Origin of the sequence: Enterococcus sp. AZ063 (genome assembly GCF_051715045.1) — a bacterium.
Lineage (GTDB): Bacteria > Bacillota > Bacilli > Lactobacillales > Enterococcaceae > Enterococcus_D > Enterococcus_D casseliflavus.
In genome coordinates, this window is record NZ_JBIOTA010000001.1 from 37923 (window position 1) to 60430 (window position 22508).

Annotated in this window: 17 protein-coding genes; 7 read left to right on the forward strand and 10 right to left on the reverse strand. The window is 43.0% G+C overall.

The window, feature by feature from the left end:
- The first annotated feature begins 43 nt into the window (after positions 1-43).
- From IGK61_RS00190 to rny, 3 genes are all read left to right on the forward strand, one after another.
- Positions 44-1282, forward strand: coding sequence for a competence/damage-inducible protein A (locus IGK61_RS00190; RefSeq protein ID WP_074535563.1), 1239 nt, complete (start codon positions 44-46; stop codon positions 1280-1282).
- Between the two features lie 102 nt (positions 1283-1384).
- Positions 1385-2428: a recombinase RecA gene (gene recA, locus IGK61_RS00195; RefSeq protein WP_008376737.1), complete on the forward strand. Its 1044-nt coding sequence runs from the start codon at positions 1385-1387 to the stop codon at positions 2426-2428.
- A 243-nt stretch (positions 2429-2671) separates the two neighbouring features.
- Complete coding sequence (gene rny / locus IGK61_RS00200; RefSeq protein ID WP_005232891.1) at positions 2672-4246, forward strand: ribonuclease Y; 1575 nt, start codon at positions 2672-2674, stop codon at positions 4244-4246.
- A 116-nt stretch (positions 4247-4362) separates the two neighbouring features.
- Here rny and IGK61_RS00205 read toward each other — a convergent pair whose 3' ends face one another.
- From IGK61_RS00205 to IGK61_RS00220, 4 genes are all read right to left on the reverse strand, one after another.
- Positions 4363-5913, reverse strand: coding sequence for an IS1182 family transposase (locus IGK61_RS00205; protein ID WP_074536951.1), 1551 nt, complete (start codon positions 5911-5913; stop codon positions 4363-4365).
- A 406-nt stretch (positions 5914-6319) separates the two neighbouring features.
- Positions 6320-7036 (reverse strand): trehalose operon repressor, encoded by a 717-nt coding sequence (gene treR / locus IGK61_RS00210; RefSeq protein WP_005226457.1) that lies wholly within the window; start codon positions 7034-7036, stop codon positions 6320-6322.
- 54 nt (positions 7037-7090) lie between these two features.
- Positions 7091-7741: a beta-phosphoglucomutase gene (pgmB, locus tag IGK61_RS00215; protein WP_005232889.1), complete on the reverse strand. Its 651-nt coding sequence runs from the start codon at positions 7739-7741 to the stop codon at positions 7091-7093.
- 14 nt (positions 7742-7755) lie between these two features.
- A complete protein-coding gene (locus tag IGK61_RS00220; protein ID WP_074535564.1) occupies positions 7756-10383 on the reverse strand; it encodes a glycoside hydrolase family 65 protein in 2628 nt (875 codons plus the stop codon).
- A gap of 336 nt (positions 10384-10719) precedes the next feature.
- Between IGK61_RS00220 and treP the strand changes: the two genes are divergently transcribed.
- Entirely contained in the window at positions 10720-12699 is a 1980-nt protein-coding gene (gene treP / locus IGK61_RS00225; RefSeq protein WP_074535565.1) for a PTS system trehalose-specific EIIBC component, read from the forward strand.
- 120 nt (positions 12700-12819) lie between these two features.
- Here the strand turns inward: treP and IGK61_RS00230 are convergent, their stop codons facing one another.
- On the reverse strand, positions 12820-14193 hold the full coding sequence (locus IGK61_RS00230) for an MFS transporter (RefSeq protein ID WP_074535566.1): 1374 nt from the start codon (positions 14191-14193) through the stop codon (positions 12820-12822).
- 258 nt (positions 14194-14451) lie between these two features.
- Between IGK61_RS00230 and IGK61_RS00235 the strand changes: the two genes are divergently transcribed.
- Complete coding sequence (locus IGK61_RS00235; protein WP_005226468.1) at positions 14452-14937, forward strand: hypothetical protein; 486 nt, start codon at positions 14452-14454, stop codon at positions 14935-14937.
- Between the two features lie 292 nt (positions 14938-15229).
- Here the strand turns inward: IGK61_RS00235 and IGK61_RS00240 are convergent, their stop codons facing one another.
- From IGK61_RS00240 to IGK61_RS00250, 3 genes are read right to left on the reverse strand one after another with little or no spacing between them, the layout of a single operon-like run.
- Positions 15230-15394, reverse strand: a complete 165-nt coding sequence (locus tag IGK61_RS00240) for a hypothetical protein (protein WP_005226470.1) — start codon at positions 15392-15394, stop codon at positions 15230-15232.
- On the reverse strand, positions 15391-15981 hold the full coding sequence (locus IGK61_RS00245; protein WP_074535567.1) for a DUF1700 domain-containing protein: 591 nt from the start codon (positions 15979-15981) through the stop codon (positions 15391-15393). Before IGK61_RS00245 ends, IGK61_RS00240 begins: the two co-directional genes overlap by 4 nt.
- Entirely contained in the window at positions 15968-16294 is a 327-nt protein-coding gene (locus IGK61_RS00250; RefSeq protein ID WP_005226473.1) for a PadR family transcriptional regulator, read from the reverse strand. The genes IGK61_RS00245 and IGK61_RS00250 overlap by 14 nt, the downstream gene beginning before the upstream one ends.
- Positions 16295-16606: 312 nt before the next feature.
- Between IGK61_RS00250 and IGK61_RS00255 the strand changes: the two genes are divergently transcribed.
- Positions 16607-17221 (forward strand): TetR/AcrR family transcriptional regulator, encoded by a 615-nt coding sequence (locus IGK61_RS00255; RefSeq protein ID WP_172462561.1) that lies wholly within the window; start codon positions 16607-16609, stop codon positions 17219-17221.
- A 63-nt stretch (positions 17222-17284) separates the two neighbouring features.
- Here the strand turns inward: IGK61_RS00255 and IGK61_RS00260 are convergent, their stop codons facing one another.
- Both IGK61_RS00260 and IGK61_RS00265 read right to left on the reverse strand, forming a co-directional pair.
- Positions 17285-19000, reverse strand: coding sequence for a sensor histidine kinase (locus IGK61_RS00260; RefSeq protein ID WP_015508701.1), 1716 nt, complete (start codon positions 18998-19000; stop codon positions 17285-17287).
- Positions 18994-20499 (reverse strand): response regulator transcription factor, encoded by a 1506-nt coding sequence (locus IGK61_RS00265; protein WP_074535569.1) that lies wholly within the window; start codon positions 20497-20499, stop codon positions 18994-18996. The genes IGK61_RS00260 and IGK61_RS00265 overlap by 7 nt, the downstream gene beginning before the upstream one ends.
- A gap of 204 nt (positions 20500-20703) precedes the next feature.
- On the opposite strand from IGK61_RS00265, the gene IGK61_RS00270 reads away from it, so the two are divergent.
- Positions 20704-22374 carry an extracellular solute-binding protein gene (locus IGK61_RS00270; protein ID WP_074535571.1) on the forward strand — a complete coding sequence of 557 codons (1671 nt, stop codon included), beginning with the start codon at positions 20704-20706 and terminating at the stop codon, positions 22372-22374.
- Positions 22375-22508 lie beyond the last annotated feature (134 nt).

Consider the following 22508-nt stretch of genomic DNA (forward strand, 5'->3'; position numbering starts at 1 on the left):
TATGAAAGACTTTTACGTATCTGATAAATGAAGGAGTAAACGAATGAAAGCAGAAATTATTGCAGTCGGGACCGAATTACTTTTAGGACAGGTGGTGAATACGAACGCGACCTTCTTGTCAGAAGAACTGGCAAGTCTTGGGATCGATGTTTTTTATCATAGTGTTGTCGGGGACAACCCCAATCGCTTAGAAGAATTGCTGACGATCGCCGACAAACGCAGCGACTTGATCGTATTGTGCGGCGGCTTAGGGCCCACCGACGATGACTTGACGAAACAAGTCACTGCCCGTCATGTGGGACAAGAGTTAGTCAGAGATGAACCAGGTTATCACCAATTGAAAGCCTTCTTTGAAAACAGTCAACGGAGGATGACGGAAAACAATTTGCGGCAGACCCTCGTTTTTAAGGACGGTGTGTCTTTGCCAAATCCCAATGGACTAGCGATCGGGATCTTTTATCAGACAGCCGCTACCAGTTATTTGCTGCTGCCAGGACCACCAAGTGAACTACAAGCGATGTTTCTTACCCACGCAAAACCACTTCTGTTAGAGCAGTTTCCCCAAGAAGAAGTCTTGCTTTCTCGCGTTTTGCGCTATTACGGGATCGGGGAATCGGCGTTGGTCACAGAATTGGCCGATTTGATCGAGAATCAAGTCAATCCCACCATCGCTCCTTATGCCAAACCCAATGAGGTCACGCTGCGTCTGACGGTCAAAACCGCAGACGAGGCGCAAGGGATCAAACAATTGGATGCGTTAGAAGAAACCGTCCAAGCACGGGTCGGTGCGTATTTCTATGGGTATGGGGAACAAAATTCGCTGGCAGAAACAGTCGTCGAGCGACTGATCGAGAAAAAGAAAACCGTCACCGCAGCGGAAAGTTTGACCGCTGGTTTGTTCCAAGCGACCCTAGGAGGGATTCCTGGCGTCTCTGAGGTGTTTCCCGGTGGATTCGTGACATATTCTGCTGAAACAAAAAGCAAGCTCTTAGGCATCGACCCAGGGCTTTTGGAAAGCTATGGGACTGTTAGTCAGGAATGTGCAGAAGCAATGGCCGTCTATGCCCGCAAACAAGCCGAGACTGATTATGCGGTGGCGTTTACTGGTGTTGCTGGTCCAGACGAGTTAGAAGGTCAGCCTAAAGGCACCGTTTGGATCGCCTTAGCTTCTGACAAAGGTGTCTCGAGCCAGCTGTATCACTTCAACCGTGACCGCGCCTATATTCGGCATAGTGCCGTCATGGCGGGCTTAAATCAAATACGTAAGGAATTATTAAATTAATGCGAATGTTTGTTCGTTTTTTCTTGCAATTTCCCGTCAGAAGGACTATTATTATCTTATGAACGACACACGAAAGTGATGAATATAAGGAGGATTATCCGTTTGGCAGATGATCGTAAAGCAGCCTTAGATGCTGCACTAAAGAAGATTGAAAAGAACTATGGTAAAGGTGCCATCATGAAGCTTGGCGAAAAAGTTGATCAACAAATTTCAACGATCCCAAGTGGTTCATTGGCCTTGGATGTTGCATTAGGTGTAGGTGGTTACCCACGAGGACGGATCGTAGAAGTTTACGGCCCAGAAAGTTCTGGTAAAACGACAGTTGCTTTACATGCCATTGCGGAAGTCCAAAAAAATGGCGGAACAGCAGCATTTATCGATGCCGAACATGCGTTAGATCCTCAATATGCGCAAAAATTAGGCGTAAATATCGATGATCTTTTGTTATCACAACCAGATACAGGAGAACAAGGATTAGAGATCGCTGACGCCTTAGTTTCAAGTGGTGCGGTTGATATCGTGGTCATTGACTCGGTAGCAGCTTTAGTCCCACGGGCGGAGATCGATGGTGAAATGGGTGATACCCACGTTGGTTTGCAAGCTCGTTTGATGTCACAAGCATTACGGAAACTTTCTGGTTCCATCAACAAAACGAAAACGATCGCGATCTTTATCAACCAAATTCGCGAAAAAGTTGGGATTATGTTTGGGAATCCAGAAACGACACCTGGTGGACGTGCGTTGAAATTCTATTCAACCATCCGTTTGGAAGTACGTCGTGCTGAGCAATTGAAATCCGGTACAGATATCATCGGGAACCGCACGAAGATCAAAGTAGTCAAAAACAAAGTAGCGCCACCATTTAAAGTAGCGGAAGTCGACATGATGTATGGTCTAGGTATTTCACAAGAAGGTGAATTATTGGATATGGCCGTGGAACAAGACATCGTTGATAAAAGCGGTGCGTGGTATGCCTATAAAGGGGATCGCATCGGTCAAGGTCGTGAAAACGCCAAAAACTATATGCGTGAACACCAAGAAATGATGCTAGAAGTTTCTGCTCGCGTCCGCGATGCTTACGGGATTGGAACAGGAGAGACCGTAACCCTCGAGGAAGCGCAAGAAGAATTACCATTAGACGAATAAGTCTTGAAAAAGCCAAACAACGAGGTTGTTTGGCTTTTTTGTGGCTTTTTGCTAGATTCATCTATTGTTGAAAAAACATCCGTAAAAAGGAAGGGTTGCGAAAGTTTACTTTATTATTTAAAGTTGACACTCTTGTGTTCAAACATTAGAATAAACGTATGTGGATTTCCACATAAGAAGTAGCGAATTGATAATTTTGTTATCCTTTGTTAATCAAAATTACAAAATATTTAAAAAGATAGTATGGAGGTGGATTCATTGGAACTACTTTACATTCTCCTCGCTATCATCGGTTTAATTGTCGGTCTTGGATTAGGAGTTTATGTGACGAAATCTCGTCATGAGAAAGAAATCAACGGCGCCCAAAATTCTGCAGCTGGAATTATCGAAAGCGCTAAGAAAGAAGCAGAAACTCTTAAAAAAGAAGCATTGTTAGAAGCTAAGGAAGAAAATCAGAAGTATCGGTCAGAGATTGAAAGTGAGTTGAAAGAAAGCAAACTTGATTTAAAATCACAAGAAAATCGTTTACTCCAAAGAGAACAAGTTCTTGATCGTAAGGACGATTCTTTGGAAAAACGAGAACGCTCACTTGAAGATAAAGAAGGCAGACTTAGTGAGAAACAACAATTAATTGACGAGCGAGAAAAAGAAGTAGAAAACTTAATCGATGGACAACAGAAGGAATTAGAGCGCATCGCTGCGCTGTCTAGAGATGAAGCAAAAGAGTTGATCATGAAATCAACGGAAGAGGAATTGAACCATGAATTAACGATCATGGTCAAAGAATCTGAACAGCGTGCGAAGGAAGAAGCAGATCGAAAAGCAAAAAATCTCTTGTCCTTAGCAATCCAACGTTGTGCCGCAGACCAAGTGTCTGAAACCACGGTATCGGTCGTATCATTACCAAACGATGAGATGAAAGGTCGAATCATCGGAAGAGAAGGTCGGAACATTCGCACCCTTGAAACATTGACAGGGATCGATTTGATCATTGATGACACGCCAGAAGCAGTCGTCTTATCAGGATTTGATCCGATTCGCCGTGAAATTGCTCGTATGACCCTTGAAAAACTGATTCAAGACGGCCGGATCCATCCAGCTCGAATTGAAGAAATGGTCGAAAAATCTCGGAAAGAAATGGATGAGCATATTCGTGAATATGGGGAACAAGCAGCCTTTGAAGTCGGCGCCCACACCCTTCATCCAGACTTGATCAAGATTTTAGGTCGTTTGCGTTTCCGTACCAGCTACGGACAAAACGTCTTGAACCACTCGATCGAAGTCGCAAAACTAACCGGTGTTCTTGCCGCAGAATTAGGCGAAGATATTCAGTTAGCCAAACGTGCTGGACTCTTGCATGATATCGGGAAAGCCCTTGACCATGAAATTGAAGGCTCTCACGTTGAGATCGGGGCTGAGTTAGCTGCCAAATACAAAGAAAATGGTGTGGTGATCAATGCGATCGCTTCTCACCATGGAGATGTTGAAGCAACATCGGTTATCTCTGTTTTAGTTGCAGCCGCAGATGCCTTGTCAGCAGCCCGTCCAGGTGCCCGCAGCGAATCATTGGAAAATTATATTCGCCGCTTGCAAAACCTAGAAAATATCGCCAACGGCTTCAAAGGGGTCGATTCCAGTTTTGCAGTCCAAGCCGGACGTGAAGTCCGTGTAATGGTCAAACCAGAAGAGATTTCTGATTTGGATGCTGTACGATTGGTTCGCGACATCCGCAAGAAGATCGAAGACGATTTGGATTACCCAGGTCATATCAAGGTAACCGTTATTCGCGAGACTCGCGCAACGGATTACGCCAAATAGCAAGCAAAGGGGGCGTGACATAAGTTAACTAGTTACGCTCTCCAAAATATAAGGAGTACTCGAAAATCATGTGATTTTTCGAGTGCTCCTTGTTTTTTTTATTCATTTTGGGTAGTTCAAGTACCTATTTTTGTCAATTTCATCATATTGATTGCCGTAATGAGTAAACCCGTCTGTTTTCTGACTTTTTCTAAGCCCCGAACCGTGTATCGAGTGAAACCCAAACAAGCCTTCATAAATCCGAAGACTGTTTCCACGTCGATCTTTCTCCGACCATATATTTTTTGAATTTCAGGCGTTGATAAGCGCTCTTTTTGTTTTTCTTTATGGTATTCCCAAGACGGATTTACAGTGATCTTTCTGCGATTCCCCTTTGGGGTTAAGGCTTCAGGAATGAGCGCTTGGTTCGCATCCGTTTTTTCTGCTTGGTATTCTTTAAAATCTCGGACAAAGCCATCCGCATCTGTTCGTTGACGGTAAGCATGAAAATTGAATCGTACCCCTTTGGGGTCGATGTAAAAGTCCTCCTTAGGCTCATAATCCCAATTCATTACTTTCCGATCATCTGTCTGCCATTTCTTGCTTTGTTCTTTAAACATCGTTCCATAAGGAATCAGTGCAGTATGCTGGGGAAGTTCGTCTTCTATATAGCGGTAATTGCTTTCTGAACCATAGCCTGCATCGGCGACCAAATAATGAGGGGACTTTTGTGCGATCTTCATCTTTTCCAGTAATGGTTTCAGCGTCTTAGTGTCTGTTGGGTTTTGAAAGACATCGTAGCCGAGTACAAATTGATTACAAGTAGCGATCTGCAGGTTATACGCAGGCTTAAGTTGGCCATTTTTCATAGGGTCTTCTTTTACGCGCATGAATGTCGCATCATGATCAGTTTTTGAATAACTGTTTCTTGTCCCATAAGTAGAAAACTGCGTTTGATGTTCCAGAAGTTTTTCTCGTTTTGTATTTAATTTGCGTACTTGGCTTTTCAACGTTCGCCGTTGTTGTTTCGCTGGATTTGGCGAAAGACGTTTCGTTGCCTCAACTTCTTTTTCTAGTTCTTCCAGACGTAGTTCCATCCGTGTTAACAGTTCATCTATCATGTCTACTGTCAAGGTCGTCCCTTCGGGAATCTGTTTCAGGGCATACGCTTCTCTTAGTTCCGTCATCATAGTAAGCAGTTTTTCGCGATTCATTTGATCGAATCGGATCGTGTTTTTCTTCCAGACAAAGCTGTACTTATTCGCATCTGCCAAAATTTTTGTACCGTCAATAAACAACGCATCATCAATCAGATTCCGTGCACGCAGATACTCTGTCAACTGATCTAAGCCTTTATTGGTCAACTCCTGCACATCGTTAGATACACAAAAACGGGCGATCGTTCGATAAGTCGGAACCCGTTCTTGCGTCAACCAGCGAGCATATAGGTTTTCTTCAGCTAAGCGTTCAATCTTGCGACTTGTAAAGGTTTCTCGCGTATACGCAAAAAGAACCAACTTCAACATGGCACCTAAATCATATTCTCTTGGTCGACCAAAAAGATAGGGGTCATTAATCTGAAGCGCTTCGACCAGTTCATGGATAAAAACGGCGACATGATTTTCTTTTGGAGAAAATGAAGTAGATAGATCCAAAGTGAGTTGATTCATGTTATAATTAGTATACATTTTGTTTAGTCCTTTCAGGATTAAATGATGGGGCATTGGCGGCAACCGGTGCTCCTTTTTATTTTACCCAAAAAACCGCAAGAAATGAACGATTTCTCGTCATTTCTTGCGGTTTTCTTCTATGGACTTATGTCACAGTCCCTTTTTTGTGTGGCTGATTGTCAATAAGGACGGCTGAGTTGTGCAAATTCAACACTATTTCATCAGTCCCATAAATGATCGTGCCTTTTTTATTCGTCGGCAATAGAAAAACGAGCAAGCAAAAGGATGAATCGTTAGCGACAGAGGCGAAAAGAGGAAGGATCGATCCAGCATCATCTCGAGAGGGGGGATTGAAAGATAAAACAGACCCAGACTTCTCGGTGAAGTCTGGGTCTGTTTTATGTTTTTCACGTCTATACGTCCTTCAAATCTTGCGCCGACGGGCGAAGTCCACAAAGCGGAATTTATCCAGTCGGTGGATCGATTCGGTGTATTCAAAACAGCGGGTGTCTTCTAGATACACGAGGCTGCGAACCGTAACGACATGCTGATCTTCAGGACGCAGATCCATTAGATCCCGCAATTCTTTGTTGACGGGGTCAACAGTGATTTCTTTTTGTGCATAAGCGATCTCAAGGCCAAGGTCATTTTCAAAGTAATCAAAAATCGATACTTTCGCTCGGTTTTCTGGCAACTCTTCGATGATAGAAGCATCAAGGTAATCTTTATCCAAAATCACCACTTCTCCATCGATTCTCCGCTGACGGATCAGTTTCCATGCCTCAGAGGCGACAGGCCAACCAGTAGTCTCGTGCAGCTTTGGCGAGACGGCGATCTTACGGATCTCGACAACCTTTGTTTCACTAGGAATGCGTTGGGTATCTTGCAGCTCTCGAAAACTCGTCAAGCCAGAAATCGGGAAATCAAAGCGATTCAAGTCTAAAACGATTGAACCTTTCCCTTGTTTCTTTTGGATATAACCAGCATCCCGCAATAAATTCAATGCCTTACGGACAGTCTCGCGGGAGACACCATAAGTTTTGATCAATTGGTTTTCGCTAGGCAGCAAAGAATGCGGAGGGTATTCGTTTGCTAGAATTTTTTGTTCTAAATCTAAAAATATTTCTTTGAACTTGTTCATCGGATTGCCCCCTCTTTGGCTATTATAGCGAGGCCAATTTGGAAATGCAATCGACTATTTCGCCAAAAGTTCGTCAATGTTTAGGTCCGTTAATTTTTCAACGATCACATCTGCACCGTGTAATTCTTCTCCTGAATAAACGCCTACCGCATACATACCAGCAGCTTTGATGCCGTCGATCCCTGCTTGAGCATCTTCAAAGCCAACTGCTTCTGCCGGTTCAATGCCTAGTGCCAGCGCTGCTTGGATAAAGATTTCTGGATCTGGTTTGCCTTTTTTCAAGGTTGCTGGGTCAACGATCGTATCAAAGTCTTGCATGACCCCAAGTTTGTCCAAAATAAACGGCGCATTTTTGGATGCTGAAGCGATCGCACAAGGAATGTTTTTTGCTTTGGCTTCATCAAGGAATGTCTTTACCCCTGGCAATAGATCATCAGGAGTCAAGCTTTGTAATAATTGTACATAGTGGGTATTTTTCTTCGTCGCTAACGCTTCTTTTTCGACTTCTGTGTAGGCATCATTTTTGTTGCCTAGGGTTAAGATTCGCTCTAAAGAATCCATGCGGCTGATGCCTTTTAACTGCTCGTTGAACTTCAAATCGATCTCGATCCCGATCTCCGCAGCTAATTCTTTCCATGCAATGTAGTGGTATTTGGCCGTATCCGTGATAACGCCGTCTAAATCAAAAACAAATCCTTTTTTCATGTGTAACACTCCTTTTAGTAAGTAATCGTTGCTTCTTTGTTTGCTTCTAGAGAAACTTGTTGCCCATTCACTAAGATTGTGACTGGCTGATCAGCGGTGATCGTCAATGTTTCATGTGTAACATTCATTACAAAGCGGGTGCCGCGAACTTCTAGCTGAAAGGCTAAGCTGTCCCAAGCTTTCGGCAAGTTTGGTGTGATCTGCAGCTGCTCTTCTCGAATATCGATCCCAGCAAAAGTGGTTAATGGAATAAACAACGTAGCAGCCATGACACCGGCGTGAATGCCTTCTGCTGTAGTCCCGCCTTGGATATCACGGTAATCAGAAGAGAGGGCTTCTTGGTATAATGACCAAGCCAACTCCTGATCATCTACCATTGCCGCCAACTGGGCATGAACGATGCGTGACAAAGTCGAGCCGTGGGAGGTACGAGCCAAGTAATAATGGAGATTTTTTTCAATATAGTCTGTTGGCAGTTGGTAAGAAAGATCCGCCAAAATCTGATTGACTTGCTCTTTTGAGAAATTGTAGAAAATCATCAAACTATCCGCTTGTTTCGCGACTTTGTAGCTGTCAGCACTCTTGCCTTCAGCGTTCAAGATGCGGTCCATCCGATAGATGTTGCCATATTTCTCTTTGTAGTGAGCCCAATCCAGATCTTCCAGCTGGAAGTACCCTTCAAATTGTGCAATGATGCCTTCTGGATCGATCTCTAAGCCCAGCTTGGTACGAATATCTGCCATAGCAGCAATATCTGCAGGGGTTAAAGCCGTTTTCTCTAATACCGCTTGGAAGCTCTCTGCGGAAAGTTGTTGTTGAAGGTTCTCGATCTCTTCAAACAACCATACTACCATCATATTGGTATAGGCGTTGTTTTTCAAGCCGCCTTGTTCACTATTTGGGTAGCTTTCATGAAATTCATCTGGTCCCATGACTTTATCGATAAAGTAACGTTGAGCAGCATCATCCCAGGTGGCAGCACTTTGCCAGAAATGAGCGACTTCTAACATCAATTCTAACCCATATTGTTCCATGAAGACTCGATCTTGCGTGTTGTGCCAGTATTGCCAAATGTTATAAGCGATCGCTAAGGAGACATGGCGTTGCAAGCGACTGTGATCTTCTTTCCATTCGCCGCTGATAGGGTTCAAATGCAGTTCTTGGGATTGCTCACTGCCATCCAATCCTGATTGCCATGGGAACATGGCGCCTTGGTAGCCAGCTTTTTGGGCATCTTTTTTGGCAGCAGCTAAGCGGCGGTAGCGATACAGCAAAATTTCTTTGGCGGTGTCAGGAAAATGTAGAATGTAAAACGGTAAGATAAACAGTTCATCCCAGAAAATATGACCGCGATAGGCTTCACCATGTAGGCCACGGGCAGTGATACTGGCATCTAAGGACTCCTGATAAGCATTCGGTGCGGCGGAGACCAGCAGATGATACGTATGCAGATTCAGCATTTTTTGCGACATCAAGTCACCAGTGACTTCGATGGCCGCTTTTGCCCATAATTCAGCCCAGGCTTGTTTTGAGGCGGTATACATCGTCGCAAAATCAGGTAATGCTAAGGAAGAAAACGTAAATGCCGGTTGCGGCTCTTCTTGGCGATAAGCGGCAACAGTGACTGATTTTTCGACCCGATAAGTTTGTCCTTCCGTCACCTCAAGGGTTACTTGCTGACGGACGAGCTGGTCGTTTGTTTCAGCTTGCAGCTCAGCCAATGGCAGGTCCTGTGAAAACAGTTCAGAGGATTGGACAACGGTAATCTGTGATTGGTTAGTGGTGACCACTAAATGCGCTTTGTTTTGTTCAGCTGCTGCCTCTTTCACGGTCAAATGCTGGTTGGTTAAACTACGGTAACGAGCGACGTTATAGTTATAGACCGATCCGTCGGCTTCACTGACGAAGGTAACGGTGCCAGAAAAGTTCAGCGGGGTAAACTGATAGACCAAGCTGTATTGGTGAACGTCTTGCATATTGGCGATTTTCTTCGTTTCGATTCGCAGACGCTTTTGTTTTTTTGTTTCAATTTCTGCCACTGATTGGAACAAGCCGGTCTTCAAATCCAATGTCCGTTTAAAGGAAAGGAGCTGATTGTTGGCGATATCGATCACTTCATCATCGATCTTTACGTACATTTTTTGCAGATTCGGTGCATTGACGAAGTCTTCATTGCTGATGGAATGACCAGAAACATCCGATTCCACCGTATTGTAAAGACTTGCTAAATACAGCCCTGGATAGTTCGCTTCACAAATGGTCATCTCAGGCGTTGTGCCTCGCAGCCCTAAATAGCCGTTACCGACGGTTAAAAGTGACTCCACCGAGTATTCATCTTTACCAGGGGTGTAGCCATAGTATTCGAGGCGCCAAGGAATTTCAGCACTTTTTTCTTCATACTGTTCTTTCGTAGTGCAAACAAAGGGACGATTCAATTTTTCTGTCAACCATTGGTCCAGTGAAAAAGTCCCTTCTTCATTCGTAAACACCAGCGAGTCAGAGACGATCCCGCCACCTTCCATTTGCTGAAGCTGCGCGGTCAGTGCGGCAACGCGTTCACTGTCAGTCCCAGAAAACGGATAGGTCGTACCAGTTTGATCCGTTAACAGCCATTGTTCCTTAGACAATATAATCGTATTCACAGTAGTTGTCCTCCTTTAAACTTGTCTATACATGCAAAATGATTATAACGTAAATTGTAAGCTATTTCAATTTATCTAGCCTGTTTTTTTATTCTTTTTTGTCAAATAAACAGTAAATAAAGTTATTGGCAATATTATTTTATATTAATGAAACATTTTAAAAAACCTTTATTTATCAAGGTTTTTATATGGTGCCTTTGCTATTTGCTTGTATTGTTTATAGAAAAAGTGAAAAAAATTGGTTTGAAACGCTTGCAATATCAAAACTATCAAGTTATGATTAGTGCGTAATCAAAACATATATATACAAGTGGATATGAAAGGGGTTTATTAATTATGGGAAAGTATCGTGATGATGCTGAGAAGCTGCTGGAATATGTTGGCGGTAAAGAAAATATCGCCGCAGTAACACATTGCGCGACACGGATGCGTTTTGTTTTGAACGATCAGTCAAAAGCAAACGAAAAGGCAATTGAAGAAATTCCAAGTGTCAAAGGAATGTTTACCAATGCGGGACAATTCCAAGTCATTATCGGCAATGATGTCTCAACGTTTTACAATGATTTTACCGATGTATCAGGAATAGAAGGTGTTTCTAAAGAACAAAGTAAAGCGATTGCAAAAAACAATCAAAATATCGTGCAACGAGCGATCGCTACGTTAGCTGAGATCTTTACCCCGTTATTACCAGCGATTATTGTCGGTGGTTTGATGCTAGGGCTGAGAAATTTCTTAGAAGGTGTACCGCTAGAAGCCCTAGGTGGACAAACCATTACACAAGCTTCTACTTTTTGGAACGGTGTCAACGGCTTTTTATGGCTGCCCTGTGAAGCGATCTTTCACTTTCTACCAGTAGGGATTACTTGGAGTATTACACGTAAGATGGGAACCACGCAAATATTAGGGATTGTTTTAGGAATTACATTGGTTTCACCGCAATTATTAAATGCTTATTCAGTAAGTTCAACTTCTGCTGCAGAAATTGCTCAAAATTATACGTGGGACTTCGGGTTCTTCACTATTGATAAAATTGGGTATCAAGCACAAGTGATCCCAGCAATGCTGGCAGGTTTCTTATTGGTTTATCTTGAAAGATTCTTCCGGAAATGGATTCCAGAAGCGGTTTCAATGATCTTCGTTCCATTGTTCTCATTGCTGCCAACTATTTTAGCAGCCCACATGGTGTTAGGTCCAATCGGTTGGCAAATCGGATCAGGCATTTCTTGGGTCGTAAATGCTGGCTTGACCTCACCATTAAACTGGTTATTTGGTTTCATTTTCGGTGGCTTGTATGCGCCTTTGGTTATTACCGGATTGCATCATACAACGCTAGCGATCGACTCTCAATTAGTAGCGGATTTTGGGACAACCAACCTTTGGCCAATGATCATGCTGTCAAATATTGCGCAAGGTACGGCAGTATTGGCGATTTGGTTCCTTCACCGTGGCAATAAAAAAGAAGAACAAGTCTCTGTTCCAGCAACGATTTCTGCTTACATGGGGGTTACTGAACCAGCGATGTTCGGGATCAATTTGAAATATGTTTACCCATTTGTCGCAGCAATGGTAGGTTCTGCCTTTGGTGGTATGCTGATCACTGCAACGAATACCCGTGCATTAGGTATTGGTGTAGGGGGACTACCTGGCTTCTTATCATTTAAAATTGAAAACTATCCAATGGTCTTCATCTCGATGGCGGTGACGATTGCGATCACGTTTGTTTGCACCATCATCTTTAGAAAAGTTACCTTCTTAAATAAATTAGAACCGCAATTGGCTGCTGATACAGCTGCAGCAGCGGCTGTTGCACCAACGACGGCTGCACCGACAACTGCAGCCCCAGAAGCAGCACAAGTTTCAGAAGAAACCCTTTATGCTCCAGCTGATGGGAAAGTAGTTGCCATCACTGAAGTTTCTGATCCTGTCTTTTCTCAAAAAATGATGGGTGACGGCTTTGCTGTTCAGCCAACGAATGGAACGATTTATGCTCCTGTTGCAGGTACGATCTCTAGCATTTTTGAAACGAAGCATGCAATTGGGATTTTAACGCCTGGTGGCGCGGAAGTTCTTGTTCATATGGGATTAGATACTGTGGAATTAAAAGGTGCGCCATTTGAGGTCCTTGTTGCTGAAGGTGACACGGTCACACCAGAAACGAAGATTGCAGTGATGGATCTAGATGCAGTGACCGCAGCTGGCAAACAGACAGATGTTTTGACGGTCATCACGAATGCCGAAAAAGTGCGTCAGCTTTCATTGACGACTACAGGCACAGTGACAGCCAAAACAGCGGTTGGTTCAGCTGAATTAAACTAAAAAAATAATCCGTTTCCGAGAGCGCCCTTTGACTAAGAAGGGGGATCGGAAGCGGATTTTTTTATGGCCGCCCTCAAGGGAGAGCGGCTTTTTCTTGGTTTTCAATGGGTAAAGCCGCAGTTAGCTGACGGCTTTTTTGTCGGTGCTTTTGCGGAAGTAGTTGATCGTTAATAGGAAAGTCAGTAAGACTAAGGCCCACAAAAAGAATAAGGCGATTTGAGAGCCGATGACCGTCCCTTGGGTGTAATCGGTCGCCGCATTTTGTGCCAAATTGATAATGGTCGCCACCACAGCCGTCGCCACTGCACCAGAAAATTGCTGCAGCGTATTAAAGATCGCATTACCGTCCGCGTACAACGCAGGAGTCAGCTTGTTTAAGCCGGTGGTCATCATATTGCTGTAGGCTAAGCCGATCCCGATCATGTAAAAGACATGTCCAGCAACTAGGCTCCAAATGAAAGGCGAACGCAAAACGAGGGCTAAGGCAAGCCAACCGATGGCAATCAACGTCAAACCAGACAGGATCGGTTTTTTCGGTCCAACTTTATCCAGCAACCGACCAGAGATCGGCGCAAGGATCGCCCCGATCGCCGCCCCAGGAAGCATAACTAATCCTGCAGTAAAGGCATCTTTTCCCAAGGCGAGTTGGACAAAGTTCGGCAAGACAAAGGAAATGCCCAGTAAAAGGAACTGACAAACAAGAAAGCCAAACAGAAACAAACTGAAGCTGCGGTTTTTCAAAACAGCCAAACGAATCAAAGGGTTCGGGCCTTTTGAGCGTTGATAAAACAAGCCAGCACCAATGAAACCGAAAAGCAGCGGCAGTAGACTTGCTAAGGTGCCTACTTGATTCAAGAACAATAAGAAGCCGCTGAACATCAAGACGATTCCTAATACACTCAGTAAATCCAGGGAAGTGTCTTTTGCCCCAGCCGTTTTAGGGATCGAGTAAAGGCCGAGTACTAGGGAGATCAGCAAGACTGGGATCAAGAAAAGAAAGATCGCATTCCAAGACCAATGGGCGGTCAATAAGCCCCCATATGTCGGTCCGATCGCTGGAGCGATAGAAGTGGTCAAATTCCCTAAGCCGATTGCCGCTCCCCGTTTTTCAAAGGGGGAGTAAGTCAAAATGATGTGGAACATCAAAGGCAGTGCGATCCCTGTGCTGGCACCTTGGAAAAAGCGGCCAATCAGCAAAATGGCAAACGTCGGCGATAAAAAGTCGATCACCAAGCCAACAAGGAAAAAGGCGTTGGCAGCTAGAAACAAGGTTCTCAATGAGAAGCGTTTCAAAAGGTAGGTCGATATTGGGACAATGATGGAGATGACCAGTAAGTAGATGGTCGTCACCCATTGAACATCGGATGTTGAAAGCGTAAATTGATCGATCAATGTCGGAAACGTTACATTCATGGCTGTTTCAATCAGCACGCCTGCAAATGACATCAATCCGATTGCGAGGATCGCCCCCACGAGTTTTTTGTTGTTTTCCATATTCTCACCTCTAAAAATTCGCAAAAAAAGAGACCGTTTCTATTCTCATAGAAACCGCCTCTCTCTCGACAAGCGAACCCGCTTGTTATCTGTACGATTTAATCTATCGCTATTCTACTGACTTCATAAGAAAGTGTCAAGAGAAGTGGATAAAAAAATAGCAAAAAACTTTTTTGAAAGTTTTCAATCTTTTGCTTACACGAAAAATTTTCTTCTGCTAGAATAGTCGAGTACGAAAAAGAGAAAGGAAGTTGTTACATGCCCATCAACAAAAAAGAAAGTTTGATCTATACGACACTTATGTGTATTTTCATGGTGTATTTTATGAGTGTTTATAACCTCATGTTTCAAGTCGGTGTTTCGGCATTGGCATTCCAATTGGCGTGGAATGAATTACCATTAGCCCTTTGTGTCGCCTTTATTTTGGATTGGTTCATTGTTTCTGGCCCAGCAAAAGGTTTGGCGTTTCGATTTTTGGACCATCAATCAGCTACTTGGAAAAAAATCGGTTTGATTTCTTCATTGATGATCGCCGGCATGGTGATCTGTATGTCACTCTTTGGTGCGTTGATGCACCCAAACCCTGATCACTCGGTGTTCGTCAATTGGCTAAGCAACATTGGGAAAAATGTGATCGTCGCATTGCCGTTGCAATTGTTCATTGCAGGTCCAATCGTTCGCCGGGTGTTTCGCGCCTTGTTTCCTATTGGCACTGTGCAAGAACAGCCAGTACTAGGGGAATAATCGATCATTAGAAAAAACGTACTGCAGACAGGTTCTGCCAAGGTTAGCTAAAACAGCTGGCTTGGCGATACCTGGACTTGCGGCACGTTTTTTTGCTTTTATAGACAGCAAAAAAACCCATAGGATGGTATGGGTTTTTCTGGTTACCCTATGAAATAGGATACAGGATGTACCTATATAGTAATATGGTTCCGTCAAAAAGAGAAGTTCAATTTTTTCACCGATACATGAAATTAATGCAAATCGATTGTTTTTCTGACCAAAAAATCAACTTATAATTATTTTCCGTCTGTTATTCCGTATAGAAACCAACGAGTTGATACCAGCGACGATGCTCAATATGGTAGGCATCAGGTGAGTAGCCTGACATTGAAAAACCGATAAAGGTGATGACCAGTCCGAGAATAATAAACAACAGACTGAGAAAAACGAAAAAGCGCTTATTGATTTTGATCATAGGACTGCCTTCTTTCGATAGTTTTGAACAAATGATTTCGGCCAAATGACAAGGGAGTGGGTAAGACGTGAAAAAGGTCGGCTCATACTATAAGTGGCGATCAGGCAAAGCAGCCCTAAACCAAATAAGAAAATCCCCACGCCTAACTGACTTAAAAAGAGATAGAAACCATCCGCCATCAGCATGGGACTTAAGACAACGCTGGCGATCCCACCGATAAACGTAGTGACACCAATCATGCCAGTGGTGAAAGGCACACACCAGATGATTATTAAAAAGCTTAGGATCAGCAAAGCGGCACTTAACAAGAGGCTGCCCCACAATGGGAAGCCCAGTACTAAAATCAAGAGCAAGAAGGGATGAAAGCGGCGAGGAATCTCTACTACGACCTCTTCCGTTTCGGTGACTGCTTGGATCAGTTCTTTTGGGGAGCCAAGGCGTGCCACGGCTTCTTCTTCGGTGTATCCTTCTTCCATCAAATCTTCGATCATCTCGTCATAATAGTTGATCAGCTGATGAATCTCGCTAGGTCTGACTTTTTCAGATAATTCCGCAGCCAATGCCTTGATAAAATCAACTCTGTTCATCTAATGTTCCTCCTTTAATAAATCGCTGGATCAATGTCAATTGGGGCCAGTCGTTGGTTAAAAAATCGTCGATCCGCTGTTTTCCGATTTTGGTCAAGCGGTAATATTTTCGGGTCCGTCCTTGATGGCTTTTATTATAAGTCTCAACCGCTCGGCTGGCTTCTAAGCGCTTCAAGATAGGATAGAGCGTTGATTCTGAGATTGGCAGTAAAGGAGATATGTTTTTGACTAATTCATAGCCATAAGAGTCACCATGCTGCAAATAAGCCAAAACACAAATTTCCAATAATCCTTTTTTTAATTGGGCATCCAAAGGCTCTCCTCCTGTTCATACTCATACTATACATTACATAGTATCATTCCACAAGTAGTATCAAAAAAATCAGTCTTAAGACTTAGCCGAGGAAAACAGGAAGGTTTTTCGTGAAAATGGTCAAAAATAAAAAATAAAATTAAGAAAATCGGCGGAAAGTATAGGTTAACGTTCTCTTTTTTGTTAAAGTAGAAGTATAAAGATTACTTTCAGTAAGAAAATTGGATGTTGGTGGTGTTTCACTGGAAGAAATCAAGTGAGAGTAGAGGTGCGTTAGCGAGAGCTGATTGCCTCAAGAAAGGAAGGGGTATTATGAGAAAAGCAACGATTACGAAAAAATATTTGATCAATTGCTTAAAAAAATATCTGGTGGAATATCTTTATCGACCAATCACTGTCCGCGACATTGCTAAATATGCACGAACATCGACCCAACCGATCTATTTAAATTTTTCAAACATGCAAAATTATAAACAGGCGATGGTTGATGATGTGTTTCGCGACATTCACGAAACAAAAAAAGAGTCAGAAGAGACACTCGATTCCTTATACAGCTTTTGGCAGGACTATTACGTATTTGCCAGCCGCAATCGCAACCTCTTTTTCGCACTTTTTTTAAATGATATTGGCTGTGGTCCTTACATAAAAGAGCGTTCTTTTGCTTATTTTCAAGAAGCAATCGCTGAATCAGCTGTTTTTCAATGTGCGCATAAAAGCGATCTGAGAAAATATCATGAAGAAGCCTTGATCTTTTTTAGTGGGTTGGTATTGCTGTTTATTCGTGAAGGGTGTAGTGACAGCAAGAATGATTTTATGAAAGATACCATTGAGTATTGGGAACGAATGCTAAAGGAACCAGAAAGCGCGCCACGTGATCGGGGACCGCAAGCATTGTTAGAGGCTGGTGCGTTTGCTGTAGAAGAATAGGTACTTGAAATCAAGCATTAAAATAAATATCTGAATATTTCGACACAAAAAAACCGTTAGTGATCAAACATTCTTCACTAACGGTTTTTTTTGAGGAGGTAAGTCTTGCGGTATGAGTAGAACAATTGTGGTTTTTTCACCTTTTACTGATTGAATTGCTAAGGAAGCTTGCGTGCCATAGTACAGTGCTAGCCGCTGGCGTACATTGTTGATACCATAATGTTGATCAGAAGGTTGCTCCAGTTGTTTTAGCTGTTCAGGATCAATCCCGGGACCATTGTCTTGAATCTCAAACCGCAGCCATTGGCCTTCTTTGAGGCAGCGGATCGTCAATACACCTCTGCGGTCATCTTCAATATGATCCAGCCCATGAAAGACGGCATTTTCGACAAACGGCTGCAAGAGTAGATTGATCATCGGATATTCATCGATATTTGAGTCGATTTCGAGGACTAAGTCAAAGGAATGGTGATGCATTTTTTGCTGAATTTTAGCATAAGTGATCGTCAAATCGAGTTCTTTGCTGACGGATAACCGATTGGATCCTTGGTTTAGGCTGAGACGGTAGAATCGAGACAGCAGCTGAGCCATCTCACGGATTTCGTGGTTGCCGTTTAGTGTGGCAGTATTGCTGATCAATGCTAAGGAATTATAAAAGAAATGCGGATTGATCTGGGCTTGCAGAGCCCGCAATTCGTATTCTTTTTGTTTCAGTTCGGCTTCATATACTTCATTGATCAGCTCAGCGATTTTATCTAGCATTTTTTGAAAATTGGTGTATAACTGTCCAACTTCATCTTCTGAAGAATAACTATGCTCGATTTTGAATTGATCCATTGATAAAGAAGCCATTTGCTGGGCCAAAGAATTGATCGGCTGTACCACTGTTTTTGCTAGCCACCAGCTGGATAAAACCAATATCACTAATACAAAACCAAAGATAATGAGTGCCGCACCAACTAGATACAGTAGACTGCTGAAAAATGACTGTGCGGTTTTAACAAAAACGATTTGCCAATGATTATCCAGCAATACAGGGGCTTCTTCAATAACTGCGCTTCCAACCAACCACTGTTTTTGAGTACGCTGCTGCTTCGTCAAATAATCAATGCGGTAAAGCGTCTGCCCGGTCTCTGACTGGATCGTCAAATCGTATGGTTCCTCAGTGACTGCATCAAGATTCGTGAACAATGCTGCTCGATCGATGGTCAAAACGATGTAGTTTAGGGAATCTGCGGTATGGCCTTTTAAAAAAAGGTTGGTATAAAAAGAAAGTTCCTCCCGTTCTTTGTCAAAATACGTGCGAATTTCAGTCGAGGGTTTTTCTTTTAGAAAAGGCAGTGCTGTATCAGCCGTGATTTTTTTGACGTATTGCCCATGATCATAAAGATCGATCGTGGTGTATAGCGTGATGCCTTTAATATCTGCTTGCGGAAAACGAACACTGTGAAACAAAGGCACGATCGTATTTTGAAAGAGATTGTATTGATCAAAGTTTGAGAAGCGTTGACTAGAAAGTTCTTGCGTCAAGGCGGTATTGTTGGCTAAGAAAAGCAGGCTGTCCCGATAGGTATGGATCTTGCTTTCTAACTGATAGCTGATACTTTTGAGATTATCGGAGTAAGCACTTTTTTCCTGCTGTTGGATAAAGGCTCGGATGATAGATACCCCGACAAAGGTCAAAACGATCAGAGGAACAATGCTTGAAAGAATCGAAATAAGGGCGATCTTTTTTTGAAAACGAAAATTTTTAAAACAATCGTGGACTTTTCTTAACAAGAGGGACCTCTCTTTCTATAGGCATCCGGCGTCATTCCGACAATTTCTCGGAACGTTTTGCAAAAATAGGAATAATGATTAAAGCCAACTTGTTTGGAGATAGTTCGAATGCTGCAGTTCGAGTTCTTTAAACGCTTCTGAGCCTGTTTGATACGGTAAGACTTGATGTATTTGGTGATACCCATGCCTTCAGAAGTACTGAATAATTCGCTTAGGTAGTTAGGATTGATATTGACTTCCTTTGCTAAGCGCTCCAAGCTCAACTCTTGGTGAAAATGAGCGAATATATAGGATTTTACTTGGCGCACATAGTCATTTGACTGACTCCCGTTGATTTGAAGCAGTGCATCATGGATATAACGGAAGAGGGCATCAAAAATATCCGCAATTAATTGTAGACTTGACGCTTCCAGTATTTTTCCGATCTGATTAGCGCCATGCTCCGCTTCAAAGGCGATCGTGCACTGATCGATGATGGTTTGATAAAAGGTCGCAAAATAAAATTTGGTATTGGTTGGTTCCTCACGTCCATTTGTTTCAAAGCAGTCGAAAACTGTTTTCACAAGCGCGTGTGCTTTTTTACTTTCATATTGATTCACATACGAAACGGTTTTTTCAAAAAGAGCTTTCTTGACGATGTAGTGATCTCCCGGAAGCAGCTGGCAGATTTTCCCTTTGTTTTGCTGATAAAAAGACCGCTGACTGGTCTTCAGTAAGTCATGATAGGTGCCGTACACCCCGGAATGATGGGGAACTGGTCCGCTGTCAAAAAGTGTTATTTTTTGCTGAAACTGCTCGGAAAAATAGGTAGTCAAGTTGTTTTTTCGCTCCTCGATTTCCCTTTTTGGCAAAGGTTCGTTAAAAAAGAGCAGTTGTGCTGGAGCTAAAAACAAACTGAACATTTCAGGAAATGCAGCAGACAGTGAAGGGACGAAATCCGGCGCATTCCAAGAATCCAGCGGCCAAGTAACGAGAAAAAAAGAGGGATGAGTCTTAAAAAAATCTTGTGCAACCGATTGCTCTTCCTTCGGCAGTGAATGCCAAGGATAGCCATAAAAAAGTTTACTCAAAATCTCTTTCAAATAATGGGTTTGTGCGATTGTTTTTGTGTAAGAGCGCTGCTTTTGTTGATCAATAAAAAGAATGATTTTATTTATTTGTTCATAAAAATCATCAGGGTCGATTGGTTTTAAGAGGTAGTCAACCGCTTGTAACTGTATGGCTTTTTTTACATAATGAAAATCTTCAAAGCCGCTGATAAACATCACAGGAATTTCAGGAGCTGCTTCTTTGATTCTCGCTACGAGGGCATGTCCATCCATAAAGGGCATCTTTACGTCGGTAATTATCAAGTCAAAGGGCTGTTTCTGAAAAAGTTGCCAGGCTTCGCGGCCATTTTTGGCTTCTTCGATCAGCCATTCTTTTTCATGCTGACTCAAGAAGTATTTGATCACTTCTCTTTGATCGTAGCTGTCATCAGCAATCAGCAGTCGGTACATGGTTTTCGCCGTCCTTTCGTATAGAGAAAATTACACAGTCGCTTCTTCTTTCTATAGTAAGCGATAAACAAAAAAAGCAACAGAACAAATTTGTAAACGTTTTATTTTCTGGAAATCGTGCTATAAATCTGAAAAAAGTGCTATATTTTCTATGGAAGCGATTGCGTATAATAAGGATATCAAAAAAGTTTGAGGAGGAAAACAATGAAATTCAGGCGGGGAACAGCAATTTTAACAGCCATGGCTTCAGCACTTATTATGACAGGATGCAGTTCAGAAGAAGCAAAGACCAATGAAAATGGGGATACCGTGATTACGATCGGACGCCAAACCGCACCGAACTCAAAACTGCCGGAGGGGGACTCTTACAGCAACAACGCGTATACTCGATTGATTCAAGAACGTTTGGGCATCGAACTGGAGAGTGCCTTTGAAGCCCACGGGGAAGATTACGATCGGCAAGTATCGCTAGCGATCGCTTCAGGGGAACTACCGGATACAATGATCGTCGGATCAAGAGATGAATTGGAAGAATTAGTTAACAATGATTTAGTGGAAGACTTGACCGAAGTATTTGAGGAGCATGCCGACGATTTTCTAAAAGACATCTATGATTCGTTTGATGGGATTCAGTTAGAAGCAGCTACGTTTGATGATCGCTTGATGGCGATCCCATCTACTAGCGATGACTTCGGGCCCAATCTTGTCTGGTTGCGCCAGGACTGGCTAGATGAGCTGGGTATTGAACTGGATAAAGATGGCAATCGCTCAATTACATTGGAAGAGTTGAAGGAAACAGCGATTGCTTTTCAAGAAAATGATTTAGCCAACACCGGAAAAGCGGTTGGTTTGCCATTGGCCTTCTGGTTGTCCTCGCCAAATCATGGCGGCACGGCATATACAGGGACAGCCATTATGAATGCGTTTGGAGCCTACCCAAAATCGTATCTCCAAGATGAGAATGGACAGATGTTTTATGGATCCAATACGCCAGAAATGAAAGAAGCACTAACGCTGCTGAAGGAATGGCAAGATGAAGGGTTCATGGATCCGCAATTTGGTACCCGGACGTATGACGATATCCATGCCATGATGGTTAATGGAGAAACGGGCATCGCTTTTGGTCCTTGGCACATGCCTGACTGGGGGTTAGTACAAGCTAAACAAAATGATCCGAATGCTGAATTTGTTCCTTATGCCCTTGAAAATGCTAACGGCGATGGCGAGGTCAATGCCGTGGCTAACCGCGGCACTGGGCAATACATCGTGGTGCGCAAAGGTTTTTCTGAGCCGGAAAAAATCATGGAGATGATCAATCTGATTTATGGTGAAGTTGCCAACTCGGAAGATATTGAAACCGAGTTTCCAGAAATTTATGACTATGCGAAAGTGGATGTCGATGGGACGGTTCGTCCATGGAATGTTGTTTTCTTAAAAGCCTATAGTGAGATTGATGATGCAGTAGAAGCTTCCAAGGCGGCGGTTGGCGAAACATCTATCGATGATATCTCCAACTTCTTCATCAAAGAAAACGCCGAAAAAATCAAGCAATATCTGGATAGCCCTGAAGAAACCGATCCGGTGGACTGGACCCGCTATGCTTCCCGCTATTTAGCCGTCAATAATGTGATGGGCGGTATCAGAGAGCAAGGACGTTTGAATGAAGTGAAACCACCGCGTTTTGATTCGATCAAAGCCAATGAACGAAACGGCGCACAAGTAGGGAAACTGGAGGAAGAGACCTTCATTAAGTTTATCACTGGAGAAGAACCTCTGGAAAACTTCGATAACTATGTTGAAACCTGGAATAGCCAAGGTGGGACAGCCATACTTGAAGAAATGCAAGAAGTAGTAGATCAGCGAGCAGATAATTAAGCGGCCACTCCAGCGGTTCTGACACTCGTCTTTCGAACAAAGAAAAGCAAGATTGTATGCAGGGAAATCGACTGCAGGTGCCTTTTCTTTGTTCGAATTTTTTCATCAAGCGGCTGGTGAGGCAAAAAATTTAT